Raw genomic sequence first — 15330 nt, 5'->3', positions numbered from 1 at the left:
GCCCCGTCCCCGTCCCTGGCCTGGCGGGTCCGGCGCGCCCGTCGGCAGAGCGCTGCGCCCGGCGGCCGCCAAGCCCTACCTGGCCCACCCGTCGTGTTCGCGGCGGCGTCCCCTGCCCGCGGCGGCCCGCTCGGACCGCTCCGCCTCCGCCGCGATCCGGGCGAGGGCCCGCGCGCAGCGGCGGGCGAAGAGGCCCTGGGCGAGGGGGAGGAGCGGGCCGGCGAGGCGGGCGTACCAGCGGCGCGGGCGGCTGAAGGCGTTGACGGTGAACCAGACGATCCGGTCCGGGCCCATCTCGACCACGAACGTCTCCTCGCCCACTGCGAGGTGGCCGCGTCGGGTGCCGTAGGTGAAGCCGTAGCGGTCCGAGTCGCCGGTGCTGCCTGTGCTGCCGGTACCGTCGGTGCCGTCGGTGCTCCAGACCACCCGGCAGGGGGCACCCGCCCGGAACGGGCCGACGCCGATGGCGCAGCGGACGGCGACCCCCGGGGCGGCCCGGTCGGCCTCGGCGGTGATCCGGACGCCTGCGGCGCGGTGCATCCGCCAACCGAGCAGGGCGTCGCCGGCGGCGTCCAGGGCGGCGCGGCCGTGGCCGATCGGGGCGCGGTGGCGGAGGTGGTTGTAGCCGGCGGGCAGGGGGCCGCCGAGGGCGGTGCTGGCGCCGATCTCGGGGTAGCTCAGGTCGTTCGGGGGCGGGGTGGCGGTCATCGGCCGTGCTCCTGGGGGAGGGCGAGACGGCGCCAGGCGAGCAGTGAGCAGAGCGCGAAGCCGAGCGCGTTGCCGACGCCGTGGGTGGCGGCCATCCAGCCGAGGGTGGGGTGGGGTATTCCGGCGGCCTCGCCGACCGCCCACCAGAGGGCGAGCAGCATGGTGGCGGCGAGCACGGTGCCGGAGACGGCGAGCAGGGTGGCGGTGGTGCGGTGCCGGCCGCCGCCGACCCGACGGCCGCGGGTGTCCGGACTGTCGCGCCTGCCGTCGGCGCCGCGGGGGCCGTTGCCGTGGCCGCCGTTGCCGTCGCCGTGGACGCTGTCGTCACCGGCGCGGACCCGGGGGCGCAGGTCGCGCCAGGTGAGGAGGCCGACCAGCCACATGCCGGTGGTGAGGACGGCGGCGCCGGCCAGTTCGGCCCAGTCGTCGACGAAGTAGCCGGCCAGTACGAGCAGGGTGCCGAGGGGCACGCTGAGCGCGGCCCAGCGGGCTGCCCGGCTGTCGGGCACGGCCCGGCAGACGAGTCCGGCGACCAGGGCGGCGGTGAATCCGGCGTAGTGGAAGTGCGGGACGGTCAGGGCGAGGATGTCGAGGTCGAATCCGAACAGCTCGTGCCCCGAGCGCTCCGCGACCAGGGCGAGCCCGGCCACCGACGGGGTGGCGAGGGCGGTGAGCACGGCGATCTCGTGCGGTGCGAGCGAGCGGGTGCGGGCGAGTCGGACCGGGGCGTGGGCGGCGATGGCCAGCGTGCCGAGCGCGTAGAGGGTGGCACTGCCGGTGGCGAGGCCGCCGCGTGGCAGCCAGAGCGAGAGCGCGCCGGGGACGGCGGCCAGCGGCCAGTACCGGCGCACGCGGGCGAGGCCGGGCTCGTCCATCAGGGTGAGGCCGAGCGGGATCACCGCGCCCATGCCGAGCAGGACCAGCAGGTCGACGAGTTCGACGGTGCCCTGTCCCATGGCCGCACCACCCCCTGAACGTGTTCAAATGCTTGCGCCGGCGACTCTACGCCGTGTACTGAACGCGTTCAAGTTCCCCTGGACCGACTTTGCAAAGCCGCTCGGCGGGCTTTGCAAAGTGCTGGCCTGGTGTTCCCGGTGGGGGCGGCGCACCCTGGAGGAGTAACCGGACGAGGAACGACCGCCGGAGGTGATCCGCCATGCAGACGCTGGTCGGCTGGCACATCGAGATGGAGTTCCGCGAGGAGGGGCCGCGCACGGCGGCCGCCGCCCTGCTGAGACTCGGCGACGGGACCGAGGTGCGCGCCCACGGCTACACCAGCCGTCATCCGTCCGACCCGGAGCAGCTGCGGGTCGGCGAGGAGATCGCGGCGGCGCGGGCGCTCAACGACCTCGCCTCCCAGCTCCTCACCAAGGCCCACGGCGAGATCCAGGCCGTCAGCCCGATCCCGACCCACCCGCTGACGTGACGGCGCCGGGCGAGGCCGCGGGATCGGGCAGGGCCGAGGGCCGCAGTCCGCGCATCCCGCTGATCTGCCCGCGCTGCGGGCACGAGCAGCGGGTGGTGCCGGGCGGTCCGGGGCACGCCGTGAAGGTGGTGCACGCCGGCACCGGCCAGGAAGCCTGTGAGCCGGGCGACCTGGCCCGTGCGCCGGAGGAGGGCGTGGACTGACACGCCACCGCGCCGGGTCGGCGTGCACGACGACGGGCGGGCGGCGGGCAGCGGGGTGCGCACCCCGCCGAGGGTGCGCACCCGGGACGCCGCGCGCCCGAATGCCCGCGCCGGAACCGGGGCGCGCCCGCACGCCGTACGCCGTACGCCGTACGTCCGGACTCGTTGCGCCCGGACGCACGCCTTGCACCCCGGACGTCGACGGCTGGACGTCGTACGCCCGGGCGCCGTACGCCCGTGAGGCGTCCAGGGCGCGCCCGGCGCCGGCCTCAGTTCGGGCAGTACGTGCCCGGCACCTGCCACTCCGGCCCGATCAGCCGCTGCTCCAGCTCGTTGAGCGTGATCCGGATGCCGATCGTCCCGGACAGCCCGAGCCGCATCCGGCTGCGGGCCAGCGCGACGAGGGCCGGCAGGCCGTACTTGTTGATCAGCGAGGTGCGGTAGCGGGCGGTGTCGTCCTCGTCGCAGACGGCGGCGCGGGCCGGGAGTTGACGCCCGGTCGGGCGGCCGTGGGCGTCGCAGGGGCCGATGAGGACCTTGGGGTGGCGGCGGATGCGGTCGGCGTCGCCCGAGTGCACGGGCGTCCAGATGCCGAGCGCCGTGCCGTCGGCGACCACCCAGCTCTGCGAGTGCACCTGGCGGCCGTCGTCACTGAAGGTGGTGAGCAGGAGGTACCTGCTGTCGGCGAGCTGCTCGGTACGGTCGTGCACGATGTCCTCCCTCTCGGAGCCGGACGGTTCGTGGTCGGCGGTGGCGGGCCCGGTGGCGGTGGCGGGACCGGTGGCGGGACCGGGGCGGGCGCCTCAGTGGCCGTGGCCTCCGGTGGTCTCGCGGTACTCGTCGGCGGTGGGCTTGGCGATCCTGTTGTCCTCGCCGTGCAGCCCACGGGACAGCCTCGCACGGGTGCGCTGCAGTACCCCGGCCGGGTGGGCGACTCCATTCTCGTCCACGGGGGCGGGCAGTTCGAGGGGGCGCGGCTGCTCGTGGGCGGTGAGTCGGTGCAGTTCGGCGGGCGCGAGCGGGGTGTGCGCCTCCACGAACTCGCCGTGCGGCAGGCGCGTGACGACGCCGGTCTCGCGGCCGTGCAGCACCTTCTCCCTGTCGCGCCGCTGGAGGCCGAGGCACCAGCGCCGGGTGACGGTGAAGACGACCACGGGGACCACGAAGAATCCCACCCGGACGGCGTAGGTCATGGTGTTGAGCGACAGGTGCAGATGGGTGGCGAACAGGTCGTTGCCGCCGCCGGCCAGCATCACCAGGTACAGCGAGATCCAGGCCGCGCCGAGGGCCGTGCGCACCGGCGCGTTGCGCGGCCGGTCGAGCAGGTGGTGCTCGCGCTTGTCGCTGGTCGCCCAGCTCTCCACGAAGGGGTAGGCGGCGATCGCGCCGAGGACGACCGGGAAGAGCGTGAACGGGACCAGTACGCCGAGGTTGAGGGTGTGGCCCCAGAGGCCGATCTCCCAGCCGGGCATCACCCGGATGAGCCCTTCGGCGAAGCCCATGTACCAGTCGGGCTGGGCGTCGGTGGACACCTGGTCGGGGCGGTACGGGCCGTACGCCCAGATCGGGTTGATGGTGGCGATCGCCGACATCAGCGCGATGACGCCGAAGACGAGGAAGAAAAAGCCGCCGGCCTTGGCCAGGTAGACCGGCATCAGCGGCATGCCGACGACGTTCTTCTCGGTCCGGCCGGGCCCGGCCCACTGGGTGTGCTTGTGGTGGAAGACCAGGATCAGGTGGGCCACCAGTAGCGCGACCATGATGCCCGGGACCAGCAGCACGTGGAGGGTGAAGAACCGCGGCACGATGTCGTGGCCGGGGAACTCGCCGCCGAACAGGAACATCTGGACGTACGTGCCCACCAGCGGGATCGCCAGCACCACTCCCTCGATGAAGCGGATGCCGGTGCCCGAGAGCAGGTCGTCGGGGAGCGAGTAGCCGAGGAAGCCGTCCATCATGCCGAGGAAGAGCAGCAGGAAGCCGAAGAGCCAGTTGATCTCGCGCGGCTTGCGGAACGCGCCGGTGAAGAAGACCCGCATCATGTGGACGAACATGGCGGCGACGAAGACGACGGCCGCCCAGTGGTGGATCTGGCGGATCAGCAGGCCGCCGCGCACGTCGAAGCTGATGTCGACGGTCGAGGCGTAGGCCTCCGACATGGGCACGCCCTTGAGGGGGACGTACACGCCGTCGTAGACGACCTCGCCCATCGAGGGCTTGAAGAACAGCGTCAGCCAGACGCCGGTCAGGATGATGACGATGAAGGTGTAGAGGCAGATCTCGCCCAGCATGAAGGACCAGTGGTCCGGGAAGATCTTGCGCAGGTTGGTCCTGGCCAGGGTGTAGATCCCCAGCCGGCCGTCCGCCCAGTCGGCGGCGCGCTGCCCCCGTCCGGCTCCGGGGCGGCTCTCATTCCGGGTCATGTCCACGCACCTCGGTCGAAGTGAAGCGGGGAACTGTCCCCGTTTCGAAGCTCGACCAAGAATAAACGGGGGATGATCCCCACTTCTAGTGGGGGTCCGCTCGGCCGGGCCCGCGCCCCCTCGACGGCGTCCGGAAACGGCGAACGGCCCGTCCCGTGTCCTGTCGGACACCGGACGGGCCGCTGCGCACCGTCGCACCACCCCCGTGAGGGTCAGTGCACGAGCACCGGCACCTCGTTGCTGTCCACCGCACCCTCGCCCGAGCCGGACGCCGCCTGGTCGGGGCGACCGGCGTTGATCAGCGCGAAGGCGAGTGCGGCCGCCAGCACCAGGATCCCGAAGGACCACCAGATCGCGGTCGAGAAGCCGTGCACCATGCCCTGGAACTGCACCGCCTGGGCGGCGGCGGGGCTGGTCACGGCGCCCATGTGGGCCGCCAGCCAGGTGGTGGTGGCGCTGGCCGCGATGGTGTTCAGCAGCGCGGTGCCGATGGCGCCGCCGACCTGCTGCGAGGTGTTGACCATGGCGGAGGCCACACCGGCGTCGCGCGGCTCGACGCCGTGCGTGGCGAGGCTCATCGCCGGCATGAACGCGGTGCCCATGCCGAGGCCCATCAGGACCAGACCGGGCAGGATCAGCGCCGGGTAGGAGGTGTCCAGGTCGATCTGGGTGAGGATCAGCATGCCGACCGAGGCGACCAGGAAGCCGGGCGCCATCAGGTACCGCGCCGGGACGCGGGTCATCAGGCGGGCGCCGATCTGGGTCGAGCCGGTGATCATGCCGGCCACCATCGGCAGGAAGGCCACGCCGGTCAGGACCGGGCTGTAGTCGAGCACGATCTGCAGGTAGTAGGTCAGGAAGAGGAACAGGCCGAACATGCCGATCACGGCCAGGCCCAGCGACAGGTAGACCCCGCCGCGGTTGCGGTCCAGGATGACGCGCAGCGGCAGCAGCGGCGCCTTCACCCGCGCCTCGACCGCCACGAACGCGGCCAGCAGGACGGCGGCGCCGACGAACAGCGCGATCGTCACGCCGGAGGACCAGCCGTCGGACTCGGCCCGGGTGAAGCCGTAGACCAGGGCGACCAGACCGGTGGTGACCAGGATGACGCCGGGGACGTCGAGGCGGTTGCGGTTGCGGCCCTCGGCCGGCTCGCGGATCACCATGACGGCACCGATGGCGGCGGCCACGGCGAACGGGATGTTGACGAAGAAGGTCCAGCGCCAGTTCAGGTACTCGGTCAGCAGGCCGCCGAGGATCAGGCCGATCGCGCCGCCACCGCCGGCGATGGCGCCGTAGATGCCGAACGCCTTGGCGCGCTCCTTGGCCTCGGTGAACATGACGGCCAGCAGCGAGAGCGCGGCGGGCGCGAGCAGTGCGCCGAAGACGCCCTGGAGGGCGCGGGCGCCGAGCAGCATGGCGGTGTTGGCGGCGGCGCCGCCCAGCGCGGAGGCGAACGCGAAGCCGGCCAGGCCGACCACGAAGGTCCGCTTGCGGCCCCACAGGTCCGCCACGCGGCCACCGAAGAGCAGCAGGCCGCCGAAGGCCAGCGCGTACGCGGTGATCACCCACTGGCGGTTGCCGTCGGTGATGCCCAGGTCCTGCTGGGCGGAGGGCAGGGCGATGTTCACGATGGTGGCGTCGAGGACGACCATCAGCTGCGCGAGCCCGATGAATATCAGGGCCTTCCAGCGCCTCGGATCAGGCTGGACGGCGGGCAGGGCGTCGGTTTTTGGCATGGGGGTACTCACTTCACGGTGCGAGGTGTGCGGATCAGTGCGAACGGGCGCGCGGAGGTGGCCGCGCGGTGGTCCCGCGGTGAGAGGTCAGGTGACTCGGCGGGTCAGTGGTCGGTGTGGAAGTCCTCGAAGGTCGCGGCCCGGCCGGGCAGGGTGGAACGCGCGGGCGCCCGCATACCGTCCAGGAACAGTTGCAGGTGCCGGTGGACGAAGTCGTCCAGCACGTGGCAGGAGGTGCCCGGCAGCGGGCGGGTGAGCTGGCTCAAGGCGATGAACAGGTCGCCGTGGTCGACGTCCGCGCGCAGTTCGCCGGCCGCCTTGGCGCGGTCCAGCAGACCGCCGACGACGCTCATCAGGCGCTCCCGGGCCTCGGTCAGCTCAGGGTCGAACATGTCGACCCGGTTGGTGAGCATCGGGCAGAGCGCGCCGACCTTCTCGTCGACGGTCCGGTGCGCGAACCGCTGGAGGGCGTCGAACGGGCCGGTGCCCTCGGCGGCCGCCGTCTCGGCGATCGCCACGATGCGGTTCTTGACGAGCAGCGCGACCTCGCGGATCAGCGCCGCCCTGGTCGGGAAGTTCCGGTAGAGCGTAGCGTTTCCGACGCCTGCGCGCTTGGCGATTTCGTCCAGCGGTGCGTCCGCACCGTGCTCGACGAAGGCGTCCCGGGCCGCCATGACGACCCGCTCACGGTTCCGGCTCGCGTCCGCGCGCAGCTTGGGCGCGCGGACCGGCGGCTCCGTGGTGCGGGTCGGCTCGACGGCGGCGGTGCTCACGCTGTGCTCCTCCCGGGTTCCGGGGAGTTTCTCCCCGCTTAGTCCTACGAAGAGCCAAACGGGGAATCCGTCCCCGGAAATTTCGCGTTCGAATGTGACCTGCGTCACATTCTGGCGAAGGCCCCTTGTCGGCCGGGTGCGGCGGATCGCCGGCGGGTCTCCGGGGAGCGTGGAGGGAGTGCGGAGGACACGTCGAGGGGGGGATTCGGGAGTGCGTCGAGAGCGCGTCGAGAGCGCGTCGAGGTTCGTCGCACGGACCCCGGGCGGGCCGCCGAGGCGCGGCAGGCCGGGGGGCCACACCTGGCGGGCCGAGCCCGGGCGACGTGGGCCGCGGCGGGCCCCCAGGGCGGGGGCGGCCGGCCGGGGGTGCGGCGGTGGCGCCACCGGCGCGCGTGGTCACCGGCATGGTCACCGGCATGGTCGCCGGCGTGGTGCAGGCCGGTTCAGGCCGGTTCGGGTCGGGGTAGGCGGGTTGGGTCCGACGGGTCGGGTCAGGCCGTTCGGGTCGGGTCAGGCGGTTCGGGTCCGACGGCGTGCGGGTCCCCGGCGATTCACCCGGCCGGGTGGCCGTCCGCGCTGCCCGCCAGCGCCACCGGCCGGCGCAGCGGGATCTCGAAGTGGACGGTGGCCACGCCGGGCCCGTGCTCACCGGTCGGACGGGCGTCGTAGACCTCCTCGGCGAGGCTGCGCCAGAATGCCTCGGCCCCCGGGACGGCGGTGTTTGTGTGCAGGTAGAGCCGCCGGTAGCCGCCCTCCTCGGCGGCGAACTCGCATGCGCGGCGCACGAGTTCGCGGGCCAGGCCGTGCCGGCGGTGCTCGGCCCGGACGTAGACCCGGACGAGCTGTGCGGTGGTGCCGGACGGGTAGCGCTCGGCGACCTCGCGCGGGTGCGGCGGGTGGGCCGGCCCGGTGGAGTGCAGTGCGGTGGTGGCGACCACCTCGCCGTCGCGGACGGCGACCAGCAGTGCGTGCCGGGGGTGGTCCAGGTAGTGCCCCTGGAGGTCGACCACGTCGGCGTGCCAGGCGGGCACGTAGCCGTAGCCGAACTCGCGGTAGAAGGTGTCGAGGATCAGCCGGCGCGCGCCCGGGATGTCCGAAGGCAGCGCATGCCGTACCAGATAGGGCTCATGACGGTTCATCAGGAATCTCCGACGGATCGGGCCGGGGTGGGTGACTGTCAGCGTACATGAAAACCACTTTCATCTAACGCGGCGGCGGAAGTGCGTACCGGCGTGTTGAAAATGAAAACGAATCCCGTTACGTTCCTCTCGCGGCCTGCCGAATCCGGCCTGCCGCCGTGTCTGCGTGTCCGTCGAGAGGGAGAGTCGTGGCGCATCTGCTGGTGATCGAGAGCTGGGTCGGCTCCATGAGCAGGTTGCTGCCGAGGGCGCTGGGGGAGAGCGGCCACCGCTTCACCTTCCTCACCCGGGACCTGCACCACTACCTGCGCGCCGCCCCCGCCGACGGCCCGCACCCGCTGCTCGCCGCGGAGAACATCCTCACCACCGACACCAACGACCCGGCCGTGCTGCTCCCGTACGCCGAACGGCTGCACGGGCTGCTCGGCTTCGACGGGGTGCTCTCCTCCTGCGACTACTACCTGCCGCAGGTCGCCCGGGTGGCCCGCCGGCTCGGACTGCCGGGGCCGGACCCGGAGGCGGTCGCCGCCGCCTGCCGCAAGGACGCCACCCGCCGCACCCTCGCCGGGGCCGGCGTCCCCGGGCCCGCGTACGCGCTCTGCGCCGACCGCGAGCAGGCCCGCGCCGCCGCCCGGGCGATCGGCTACCCGCTGGTCGTCAAGCCGGTCGACCTGTGTGCCGGGATGTTCGTCCGCGAGGTCGTCGACGAGGTCGAACTCCTCGCGGCCGTCCGGGCGCTGGAGGCCTTCCCGGTCAATGCGCGAGGCCAGCGGCGGGACCCGGTGGTCCTGATCGAGGAGCTGCTCACCGGGCCCGAGGTCAGCGTCGAGACGGTCTCCGCCGGCGGCGTCGCGCACGTCGTCGGGATCACCGACAAGAGCGTCGGCGGCGCGCCCGCGTTCGTCGAGACCGGTCACATGTTCCCCGCCGCGCTCGACCCCGCCGACGCGGCGGCCGCGGCCGACACCGCCGTCGCGGCGCTCTCCGCACTCGGCCTCGACCAGGTCGTCGCGCACACCGAGATCAAGCTGACCCCGGCCGGGCCCCGGGTAGTGGAGGTCAACCCGCGCCCGGCCGGGAACCGGATCACCGAACTGGTCCGGCGGGTCACCGGGGTGGACCTCGCCGCCGCCGCCGTCGACGTCGCCCTCGGCCGCCGCCCCGACCTGGCGGTCCACCCGACCGGCGTCGCCAGCGCGGCGATCGCCTTCCTGGTCCCCGGCGAGTTCCCCGTCCCGGGGGAGCGGCGGGCCGGGCTGCTGGACGGCTTCGACGGCGAGGCCGAGGTGCGCTGCGACCCCGCGGTGGTCGAGCTCAGCCTCGCCGGGCCCGGCCGCGAGGTGCGGCCCGCCACCAGCAACAACGAGTACCTCGGCCACGTCATGACCGCCGACACCGGCGGCGCCGGGGCCCGCGGCGCGGCCGAACGGCTGCTCGCCGGGCTGAGCCCCCGGTACGCGGCCGCCGCCTGTCCGGCCGAGCCCGCGGCGGTGCCCGCGTGAGCACCGCCGCTCCTGCCGCCTCCGCCACCCCCGTGGCCGCCGCCGAGCCCGTCACCGCCGTGGCAGGCTCCGCCGCTCCCGTCACCGCCACCGCCACCGCCGTGGCAGGCTCCGCGTTCGACCTGGTCGCCGACCGGGCCCGTGCCGGGGCGTACGGACCCGACCCGGCCGGCCTGCGGATCGCCCTCGCCTTCACCACCGCGCAGGCCGTCCGGCACACCGGTCGGGCCCAGGGCTACCGCAACGAGGTGCTCAGCCTCCGGCTCGACGCCGCCGTCGGCTCCTGCGCCGTCGAACCCGGCGAACTGCCCGCCGACGCGCTCACCGACTGCGTCGGCGCCACCGTCGCCGAGCTGCTCGCCCACCCGCTCTCCGCCGTCCGGGTCGCCGCACTGGACGCCTACCTCGGCCACTGCCGCCCGCACACCGCCGCCCACGGCGCCCGGGCGGTCACCCTGTCGGCCGGGTCCTCGCTGGAGAAGTCCCGGGCCCGGGCCGCCGCCGTGGTCGGCCTGCTGCCGCTCGCCGAGGTCCGCCGGGTGCTGGTCGTCGGAGTCGTCAACTCCCTCCTGGAACAGCTTCGTTCGCGAGGCGTCGGCTACCGTCCGTGCGACCTCAAGGGCGGCGCCACCGAGTGGGACGAGCCCGTGCACACCGACGCCCTCGCCCGGCTCGACGACTGCGACGCGATCCTCGCCTCCGGCATGACCCTCGGCAACGGCACCCTGGAGCCGCTGCTCGCGCACGCCCGCGCCACCGGCAAGCCACTGGTGCTGTTCGCCCAGACCGGCAGCGCCGTGCTGCCCCGGCTGATCGGCGACGGCGTCACCGCCGTCAGCGCCGAGCCCTACCCCTTCTTCTGGCTCGACGGCGGCCCCACCGTCCTCCACCTGTACGGAGGCGGGGCCCGATGACCGCCCTGCTCGACTCCGGCGCGGTGCTGGGCAACCCCGGTCTGCTGCCACTGCTCGGTCACACCCCGCTGGCCCGGATCACCACCCCGCTGCCGCACCCGCACCCGGGCTTCTGGGCCAAACTGGAGGGGCTCAGCGCGGGCGGCATGAAGGCCCGGTCCGCCGTCGCGATGCTCCGCGGCGCCCACGCCCGCGGCGAACTCCGGCCCGGCGCCACGGTGGTGGAGTCCACCTCGGGCACCATGGGCGTCGGCCTGGCCTTCGCCGGACAGGCGCTCGGCCACCCCGTCGTCCTGGTCGGCGACACCGAACTCGAACCGTCCATGCGGCAGTTGCTGCGCGCGTACGGCGCCCGCCTGGAACTGGTCGACCGGCCCGCCCGGCGCGGCGGCTGGCAGGCCGCCCGGCTGGCCCGGCTGCACGAGGTGCTGGAACGGCTGCCCGACGCCTACTGGCCCGACCAGTACAACAACCCCGACAATGCCGCCGGCTACCTGGCCATGGCCCAGGAGATCACCGCCGACCTCGACCACCTCGACGTCCTGGTCTGCAGCGTCGGCACCGGCGGACACAGCGCCGGCCTCGCCGGGGCGCTGCGCCGCCGGTGGCCCGGGCTGCGGATCATCGGCGTCGACTCGGTCGGCTCCACCATCTTCGGGCAGCCCGCCCGGCCCCGGCTGATGCGCGGCCTGGGCAGCTCCATCCACCCGCGCAACGTCGCCCACCAGGCCTTCGACGAAGTCCACTGGGTCGGTCCGGCCGAGGCGGTCGACACCTGCCGGCGGTTGGCCCGGGGGGCCTTCGTCAGCGGCGGCTGGTCCACCGGCGCGGTGGCGCTGGTCGCGGCCTGGGCCGCCCGGGTCCACCCCGGCGCCGCCGTGGCCACGGTCTTCCCCGACGGCCCGCACCGCTACCTCGGCACCGTGTACGACGACGCCTTCTGCCGGCGGCACGGCCTGGACGCGGAGCGGGCGGCGCTCCGCCCGATCGAGATCCCGCACCCGGCGGCCGTCGAGGTCAGCGGCTGGGCGCGCTGCCGCACCGGGAGCACCTCGCCGGCCGTCGCGGCGGTGGCCGTCCCCGCCGCAGCGGCTGCGACCGCCGCACCCGCCGCACTCGCCGCACCCGCCGTGCCGCCGGACCGGGCGGTCGTCGGCCCAGGCCCAGGCCCCGGCCCAGCCCCAGGCGCCGGCCCAGGCCCTGGCGGCACCGAACGAACCGAGGAGGACCGATGAGGCTCGACGTCCGTACCGTACGGCTCCTGCTCGCCGAGCCGCTGCGGATCTCCCGCTCGGTCACCACCGAACGCGACGCCGTCCAGCTCGCGCTCGGCCACGGCGGGCTGACCGGGCACGGCGAAGTGGTCAGCAGCGTCTACCTGCACCTGCCCACCGACCGGATCCGGCGCGAACTCGAAGGGCTGCGGCCCGCGTTGGAGCGGTTCCCGGACCCGGAGCAGGCGCTCGCCGAACTCCGCTGCGGCGCAGTCCCGTTCGAAGCCCTGCCGGCCGGTGTGCTGGCCGCCGTCGAGGCCGCGCTGCTCGACCTGGTCGGCAAGCGGGCCGGCGAGCCCGTCCACCGGCTGCTCGGCCGGGCCGAACCGGTGGCCGCGGCCACCGCCCGCACCATCGGGATCGAGCCGCCCGCGCGCGCCGCCGTCCAGGCCGCCCGCCTCGCCGACGCCGGCTTCACCGTCCTGAAGGTCAAGGCCGGTTCCGCCGACCCGGGCCTCGACCTCGTCCGGGTCCAGGCCGTCCACGAGGCCGCTCCGGAGGCCCGGCTGCTGCTGGACCCCAACGGCGCCTGGACGCCCGAACAGGCCCTCCAGCTGCTGCCCGCCTTCGCCGTCACCGGCGTCGTGGCCGTGGAACAGCCCATCGCCCCGGGGCACCCCGACGTGCTCGCCGCCGTCGCCGAGCGATCGCCGGTCCCGGTGATCGCCGACGAGGACGCCGTCACCTTCGAGGACGTCCGCCGCCTCGCCGGGCGGGTCCACGGCGTCAACCTCAAGCTCGCCAAGTGCGGGGGAGTCCACCAGGTGCTGCGGATCGAGGAGGCCCTGCGCGGCAGCGGCACCGAGCTGATGCTCGGCTGCCTGGCGGCCAGTTCGCTCGGCATCGCGCCGGCCGTCCACCTCGCCGACCGGGCCCGCTGGATCGACCTCGACGGGCACCTCCTGCTCGCCCACGACCCCTGGCAGGGCATCGGGGGCTCCGACGGCACCGTCCGCACACCGGACCGGGCCGGCCTCGGCGTGCTGCCCGTCCGGGAGGCCGTCCAGGGGTCCGTCCAGGCGGCGGCGCGGGGGGCCGTACCGCCCCCCGCCGCGGGCCGGGGTCCGCACGCCCACGCACACCCGCCCGCCCCACCCGCCCACGCCCGCCCGGTGGCCGGCCGGTGAGAATACTGCGCGCCGTACGGTCCTTCCCCCTGCCCGTACGGCTCCTGCTGGTCAACCAGCTCGGCGTCAACACCGGCTTCTACCTGCTCATCCCGTACCTGGCCGGCCACCTGGGCCACGACCTCGGACTCTCCGCGCTGGCCGTCGGCACCGTGCTCGGCCTGCGCAACCTCAGCCAGCAGGGCCTGTTCATCCTCGGCGGCTCGGCCGCCGACCGGCTCGGAGCACGCCGCGTCATCATCGCCGGGTGTGCGCTGCGCAGCGTCGGCTTCGGGCTGTTCGCGCTCGGCGACTCGCTCGGCATACTGCTCGCCGCGTCCGCGCTCAGCGGCCTGGCCGGCGCGCTGTTCAACCCGGCCGTGCGGACGTACGTCGCGCACGAGTCCGCCGACCGCAAGGCCGAGGCGTTCGCGCTGTTCGGCGTGTTCGCCACCACCGGCGCACTGGCCGGGCCGCTGCTCGGCACCGTCCTGCTGCTGGTCGACTTCCGGGCGGCCGCGCTCACCGCGGCCGGCATCTTCGCCGTGCTCACCGTCGCCCAGGCGCTCGCCCTGCCCGAGCGGGCCGTTCCGCCGCCGCCGCGCGGAGTGCTCGCGGACTGGCGCGAAGTCGCCGCCGACCGCCGGTTCCTGGCGTTCTCGCTGGCCATGGTCGGCCTGTTCGGGATGGAGAGCCAGCTCTACCTGCTGCTGCCCGACGCCGCCCGCCGCGCGACCGGGTGGGAGGGGGCGGTCAGCCTGGTCTTCCTGACCAGCACCCTGGCCAACCTCACCCTCCAACTCCGCATCACCACAAGGCTCCAGAGGGACGGGCCGGCCACCCGCTGGATCCCGCTCGGCCTCGCCGTCGCCGCCACCGGCTTCCTGCTGCCGCTCGTCGCTCCCGGTCTGCCCGGCGTCCTGGGCGGAGTGCTGCTGCTCCAACTCGGCCTGATGACCGCCCAGCCGTTCGTCCTGGCACTCATCCCCGCGTTCGGGCGCGCCGGCCTCACCGGTACCTACTACGGCCTCTACTACGTGGTCTCCGGATTCGCCGCGGCCCTCGGCAACACCGCGGTCGGCCGGGCCATGGACAGTGCCGCCACCGCCCCCTGGCTGCTCTGCGCCGCGCTCGGCCTCGCCTCCGCCGCCGCTCTCGCCCGGCTGCACCGCACCGGGCGGCTCCCCGCCCCCGCCCGCCCTCTCCCCAGCGAGGCCCGATGACGCCCCGGCCCGTTCCGCCCCCGCCCGCCCCGACTCCCTCCGCCCCGACCACCTCCGCACCGACCGGGGCCACCTCCGCGCGGCCCCTTCCGGGCGAGCACCGCAACCTGCTCACCGACGACCCCGAGCTCTACGAACTCCGCTTCCCCGACCCGGGGTTCACCGCCGCCCGGTGGGCCGAGTCGGTGCTCCGCGAGCACGGCGCCGGACCGGACGTGCTCGACCTCGGCTGCGGCACCGGCCGGGACGCCGAGTGGCTGCACCGCGCCGCCGGGCGGACCGTCACCGGCCTGGACAGCTCCGCGACGATGATCGAGTACGCCCGCGCCCGCCACCCCGGGCCCGCCTACCACGTCGGCGACATGCGGACCTTCCACTTCGCGCCGGACCGGTTCGACGCGGCGCTCTGCCTGGACAGCGCGCTGCTCTACTGCCACACCAACGCGGATCTCGACGCCCTGCTCGGCCGGCTCGGACGCCACCTGCGCCCCGGCGGCCTGCTGGTCGCCGAGATGCGCAACGGCGCGTTCTTCCTCGGCCGCACCGAACTCCTGGACACCCCGAGGGTCGACACCGTCACCCGCGACGGCGTCACCCTCACCTCCCACACCACCCTGTGGATCGACCGCGCCGCCCAACTCCTGCGCCGCACCCGGATCTGGACCGGCGACGACGGCGCCGCGCCGGTCGAGCAGCACTCCGCCTGGCGGCTCCTCTTCCCGCAGGAGCTGCGCCACCTGCTCGCCGCCCACGGCTTCACCGTGCTCGCCCTCTACGACCGCCCCGGCCCGCGCACCGAACCGCCCTGGACGGACGGCGACCGCCCCGCCGACACCGCCGACGAGGACCGACTCCACCTGGTCGCCCGGCTCGACCCCCGCGCAAGAAAGAGAAGTTGAC

Annotated in this window: 15 protein-coding genes; 8 read left to right on the top strand and 7 right to left on the bottom strand. The window is 74.4% G+C overall.

Features of this window, described 5'->3' with window-relative positions; genetic code table 11:
* Positions 1 to 75: 75 nt before the first annotated feature.
* Together AC067J_RS37385 and AC067J_RS37380 are read right to left on the bottom strand one after the other, a co-directional pair.
* Positions 76 to 708, bottom strand: a complete 633-nt coding sequence (locus AC067J_RS37385; protein WP_478307035.1) for a DUF1990 family protein — start codon at positions 706 to 708, stop codon at positions 76 to 78.
* Positions 705 to 1664 carry a YndJ family protein gene (locus AC067J_RS37380; protein ID WP_478307033.1) on the bottom strand — a complete coding sequence of 320 codons (960 nt, stop codon included), beginning with the start codon at positions 1662 to 1664 and terminating at the stop codon, positions 705 to 707. The genes AC067J_RS37385 and AC067J_RS37380 overlap by 4 nt, the downstream gene beginning before the upstream one ends.
* 200 nt (positions 1665 to 1864) lie before the next feature.
* Between AC067J_RS37380 and AC067J_RS37375 the strand changes: the two genes are divergently transcribed.
* Together AC067J_RS37375 and AC067J_RS37370 are read left to right on the top strand one after the other, a co-directional pair.
* Positions 1865 to 2134: a DUF1876 domain-containing protein gene (locus tag AC067J_RS37375; RefSeq protein ID WP_327676014.1), complete on the top strand. Its 270-nt coding sequence runs from the start codon at positions 1865 to 1867 to the stop codon at positions 2132 to 2134.
* Positions 2131 to 2337, top strand: coding sequence for a hypothetical protein (locus AC067J_RS37370; protein WP_478307031.1), 207 nt, complete (start codon positions 2131 to 2133; stop codon positions 2335 to 2337). The genes AC067J_RS37375 and AC067J_RS37370 overlap by 4 nt, the downstream gene beginning before the upstream one ends.
* A 269-nt stretch (positions 2338 to 2606) precedes the next feature.
* Here AC067J_RS37370 and AC067J_RS37365 read toward each other — a convergent pair whose 3' ends face one another.
* The 5 genes from AC067J_RS37365 to AC067J_RS37345 all read right to left on the bottom strand — a co-directional run bounded on the left by AC067J_RS37365 (position 2607) and on the right by AC067J_RS37345 (position 8411).
* Positions 2607 to 3047: a PPOX class F420-dependent oxidoreductase gene (locus tag AC067J_RS37365; protein WP_478307029.1), complete on the bottom strand. Its 441-nt coding sequence runs from the start codon at positions 3045 to 3047 to the stop codon at positions 2607 to 2609.
* A 93-nt stretch (positions 3048 to 3140) separates the two neighbouring features.
* Positions 3141 to 4760, bottom strand: coding sequence for a cytochrome bc1 complex cytochrome b subunit (qcrB, locus tag AC067J_RS37360; protein WP_478307027.1), 1620 nt, complete (start codon positions 4758 to 4760; stop codon positions 3141 to 3143).
* A gap of 212 nt (positions 4761 to 4972) precedes the next feature.
* Positions 4973 to 6499, bottom strand: coding sequence for an MFS transporter (locus AC067J_RS37355; protein ID WP_478307025.1), 1527 nt, complete (start codon positions 6497 to 6499; stop codon positions 4973 to 4975).
* 104 nt (positions 6500 to 6603) lie between these two features.
* Positions 6604 to 7272, bottom strand: coding sequence for a TetR/AcrR family transcriptional regulator (locus tag AC067J_RS37350; protein WP_478307023.1), 669 nt, complete (start codon positions 7270 to 7272; stop codon positions 6604 to 6606).
* Positions 7273 to 7823: 551 nt separating this feature from the next.
* Positions 7824 to 8411, bottom strand: a complete 588-nt coding sequence (locus AC067J_RS37345) for a GNAT family N-acetyltransferase (RefSeq protein ID WP_478307021.1) — start codon at positions 8409 to 8411, stop codon at positions 7824 to 7826.
* A gap of 188 nt (positions 8412 to 8599) precedes the next feature.
* On the opposite strand from AC067J_RS37345, the gene AC067J_RS37340 reads away from it, so the two are divergent.
* From AC067J_RS37340 to AC067J_RS37315, 6 genes are all read left to right on the top strand, one after another.
* Entirely contained in the window at positions 8600 to 9913 is a 1314-nt protein-coding gene (locus AC067J_RS37340; RefSeq protein ID WP_478307019.1) for an ATP-grasp domain-containing protein, read from the top strand.
* A 101-nt stretch (positions 9914 to 10014) separates the two neighbouring features.
* Positions 10015 to 10827, top strand: a complete 813-nt coding sequence (locus tag AC067J_RS37335; RefSeq protein WP_478307159.1) for a Rossmann-like domain-containing protein — start codon at positions 10015 to 10017, stop codon at positions 10825 to 10827.
* Entirely contained in the window at positions 10824 to 12062 is a 1239-nt protein-coding gene (locus AC067J_RS37330) for a PLP-dependent cysteine synthase family protein (protein WP_478307017.1), read from the top strand. Before AC067J_RS37335 ends, AC067J_RS37330 begins: the two co-directional genes overlap by 4 nt.
* The gene (locus tag AC067J_RS37325; protein WP_478307015.1) at positions 12059 to 13228 is read left to right on the top strand and encodes a dipeptide epimerase; all 1170 of its coding nucleotides are present in this window, start codon (positions 12059 to 12061) and stop codon (positions 13226 to 13228) included. The genes AC067J_RS37330 and AC067J_RS37325 overlap by 4 nt, the downstream gene beginning before the upstream one ends.
* Positions 13225 to 14430 (top strand): MFS transporter, encoded by a 1206-nt coding sequence (locus tag AC067J_RS37320; protein ID WP_478307013.1) that lies wholly within the window; start codon positions 13225 to 13227, stop codon positions 14428 to 14430. Before AC067J_RS37325 ends, AC067J_RS37320 begins: the two co-directional genes overlap by 4 nt.
* Positions 14427 to 15329 (top strand): class I SAM-dependent DNA methyltransferase, encoded by a 903-nt coding sequence (locus AC067J_RS37315; RefSeq protein WP_478307011.1) that lies wholly within the window; start codon positions 14427 to 14429, stop codon positions 15327 to 15329. Before AC067J_RS37320 ends, AC067J_RS37315 begins: the two co-directional genes overlap by 4 nt.
* Position 15330 lies beyond the last annotated feature (1 nt).

The sequence above is a fragment of the Kitasatospora sp. NPDC042419 genome (genome assembly GCF_056437345.1).
Note: the sequence above shows the minus strand (reverse complement) of the source record. Positions and strands in the feature narration are given on the sequence as shown.

Excerpts from the sequence above, each read along its gene's own strand:
- AC067J_RS37345 (WP_478307021.1), bottom strand. The coding sequence starts at position 8,411 with ATGAACCGTCATGAGCCCTATCTGGTACGGCATGCGCTGCCTTCGGAC.
- AC067J_RS37380 (WP_478307033.1), bottom strand. The coding sequence starts at position 1,664 with ATGGGACAGGGCACCGTCGAACTCGTCGACCTGCTGGTCCTGCTCGGC.
- AC067J_RS37385 (WP_478307035.1), bottom strand. The coding sequence starts at position 708 with ATGACCGCCACCCCGCCCCCGAACGACCTGAGCTACCCCGAGATCGGC.
- AC067J_RS37325 (WP_478307015.1), top strand. The coding sequence starts at position 12,059 with ATGAGGCTCGACGTCCGTACCGTACGGCTCCTGCTCGCCGAGCCGCTG.
- qcrB (WP_478307027.1), bottom strand. The coding sequence starts at position 4,760 with ATGACCCGGAATGAGAGCCGCCCCGGAGCCGGACGGGGGCAGCGCGCC.
- AC067J_RS37315 (WP_478307011.1), top strand. The coding sequence starts at position 14,427 with ATGACGCCCCGGCCCGTTCCGCCCCCGCCCGCCCCGACTCCCTCCGCC.
- AC067J_RS37375 (WP_327676014.1), top strand. The coding sequence starts at position 1,865 with ATGCAGACGCTGGTCGGCTGGCACATCGAGATGGAGTTCCGCGAGGAG.
- AC067J_RS37330 (WP_478307017.1), top strand. The coding sequence starts at position 10,824 with ATGACCGCCCTGCTCGACTCCGGCGCGGTGCTGGGCAACCCCGGTCTG.
- AC067J_RS37355 (WP_478307025.1), bottom strand. The coding sequence starts at position 6,499 with ATGCCAAAAACCGACGCCCTGCCCGCCGTCCAGCCTGATCCGAGGCGC.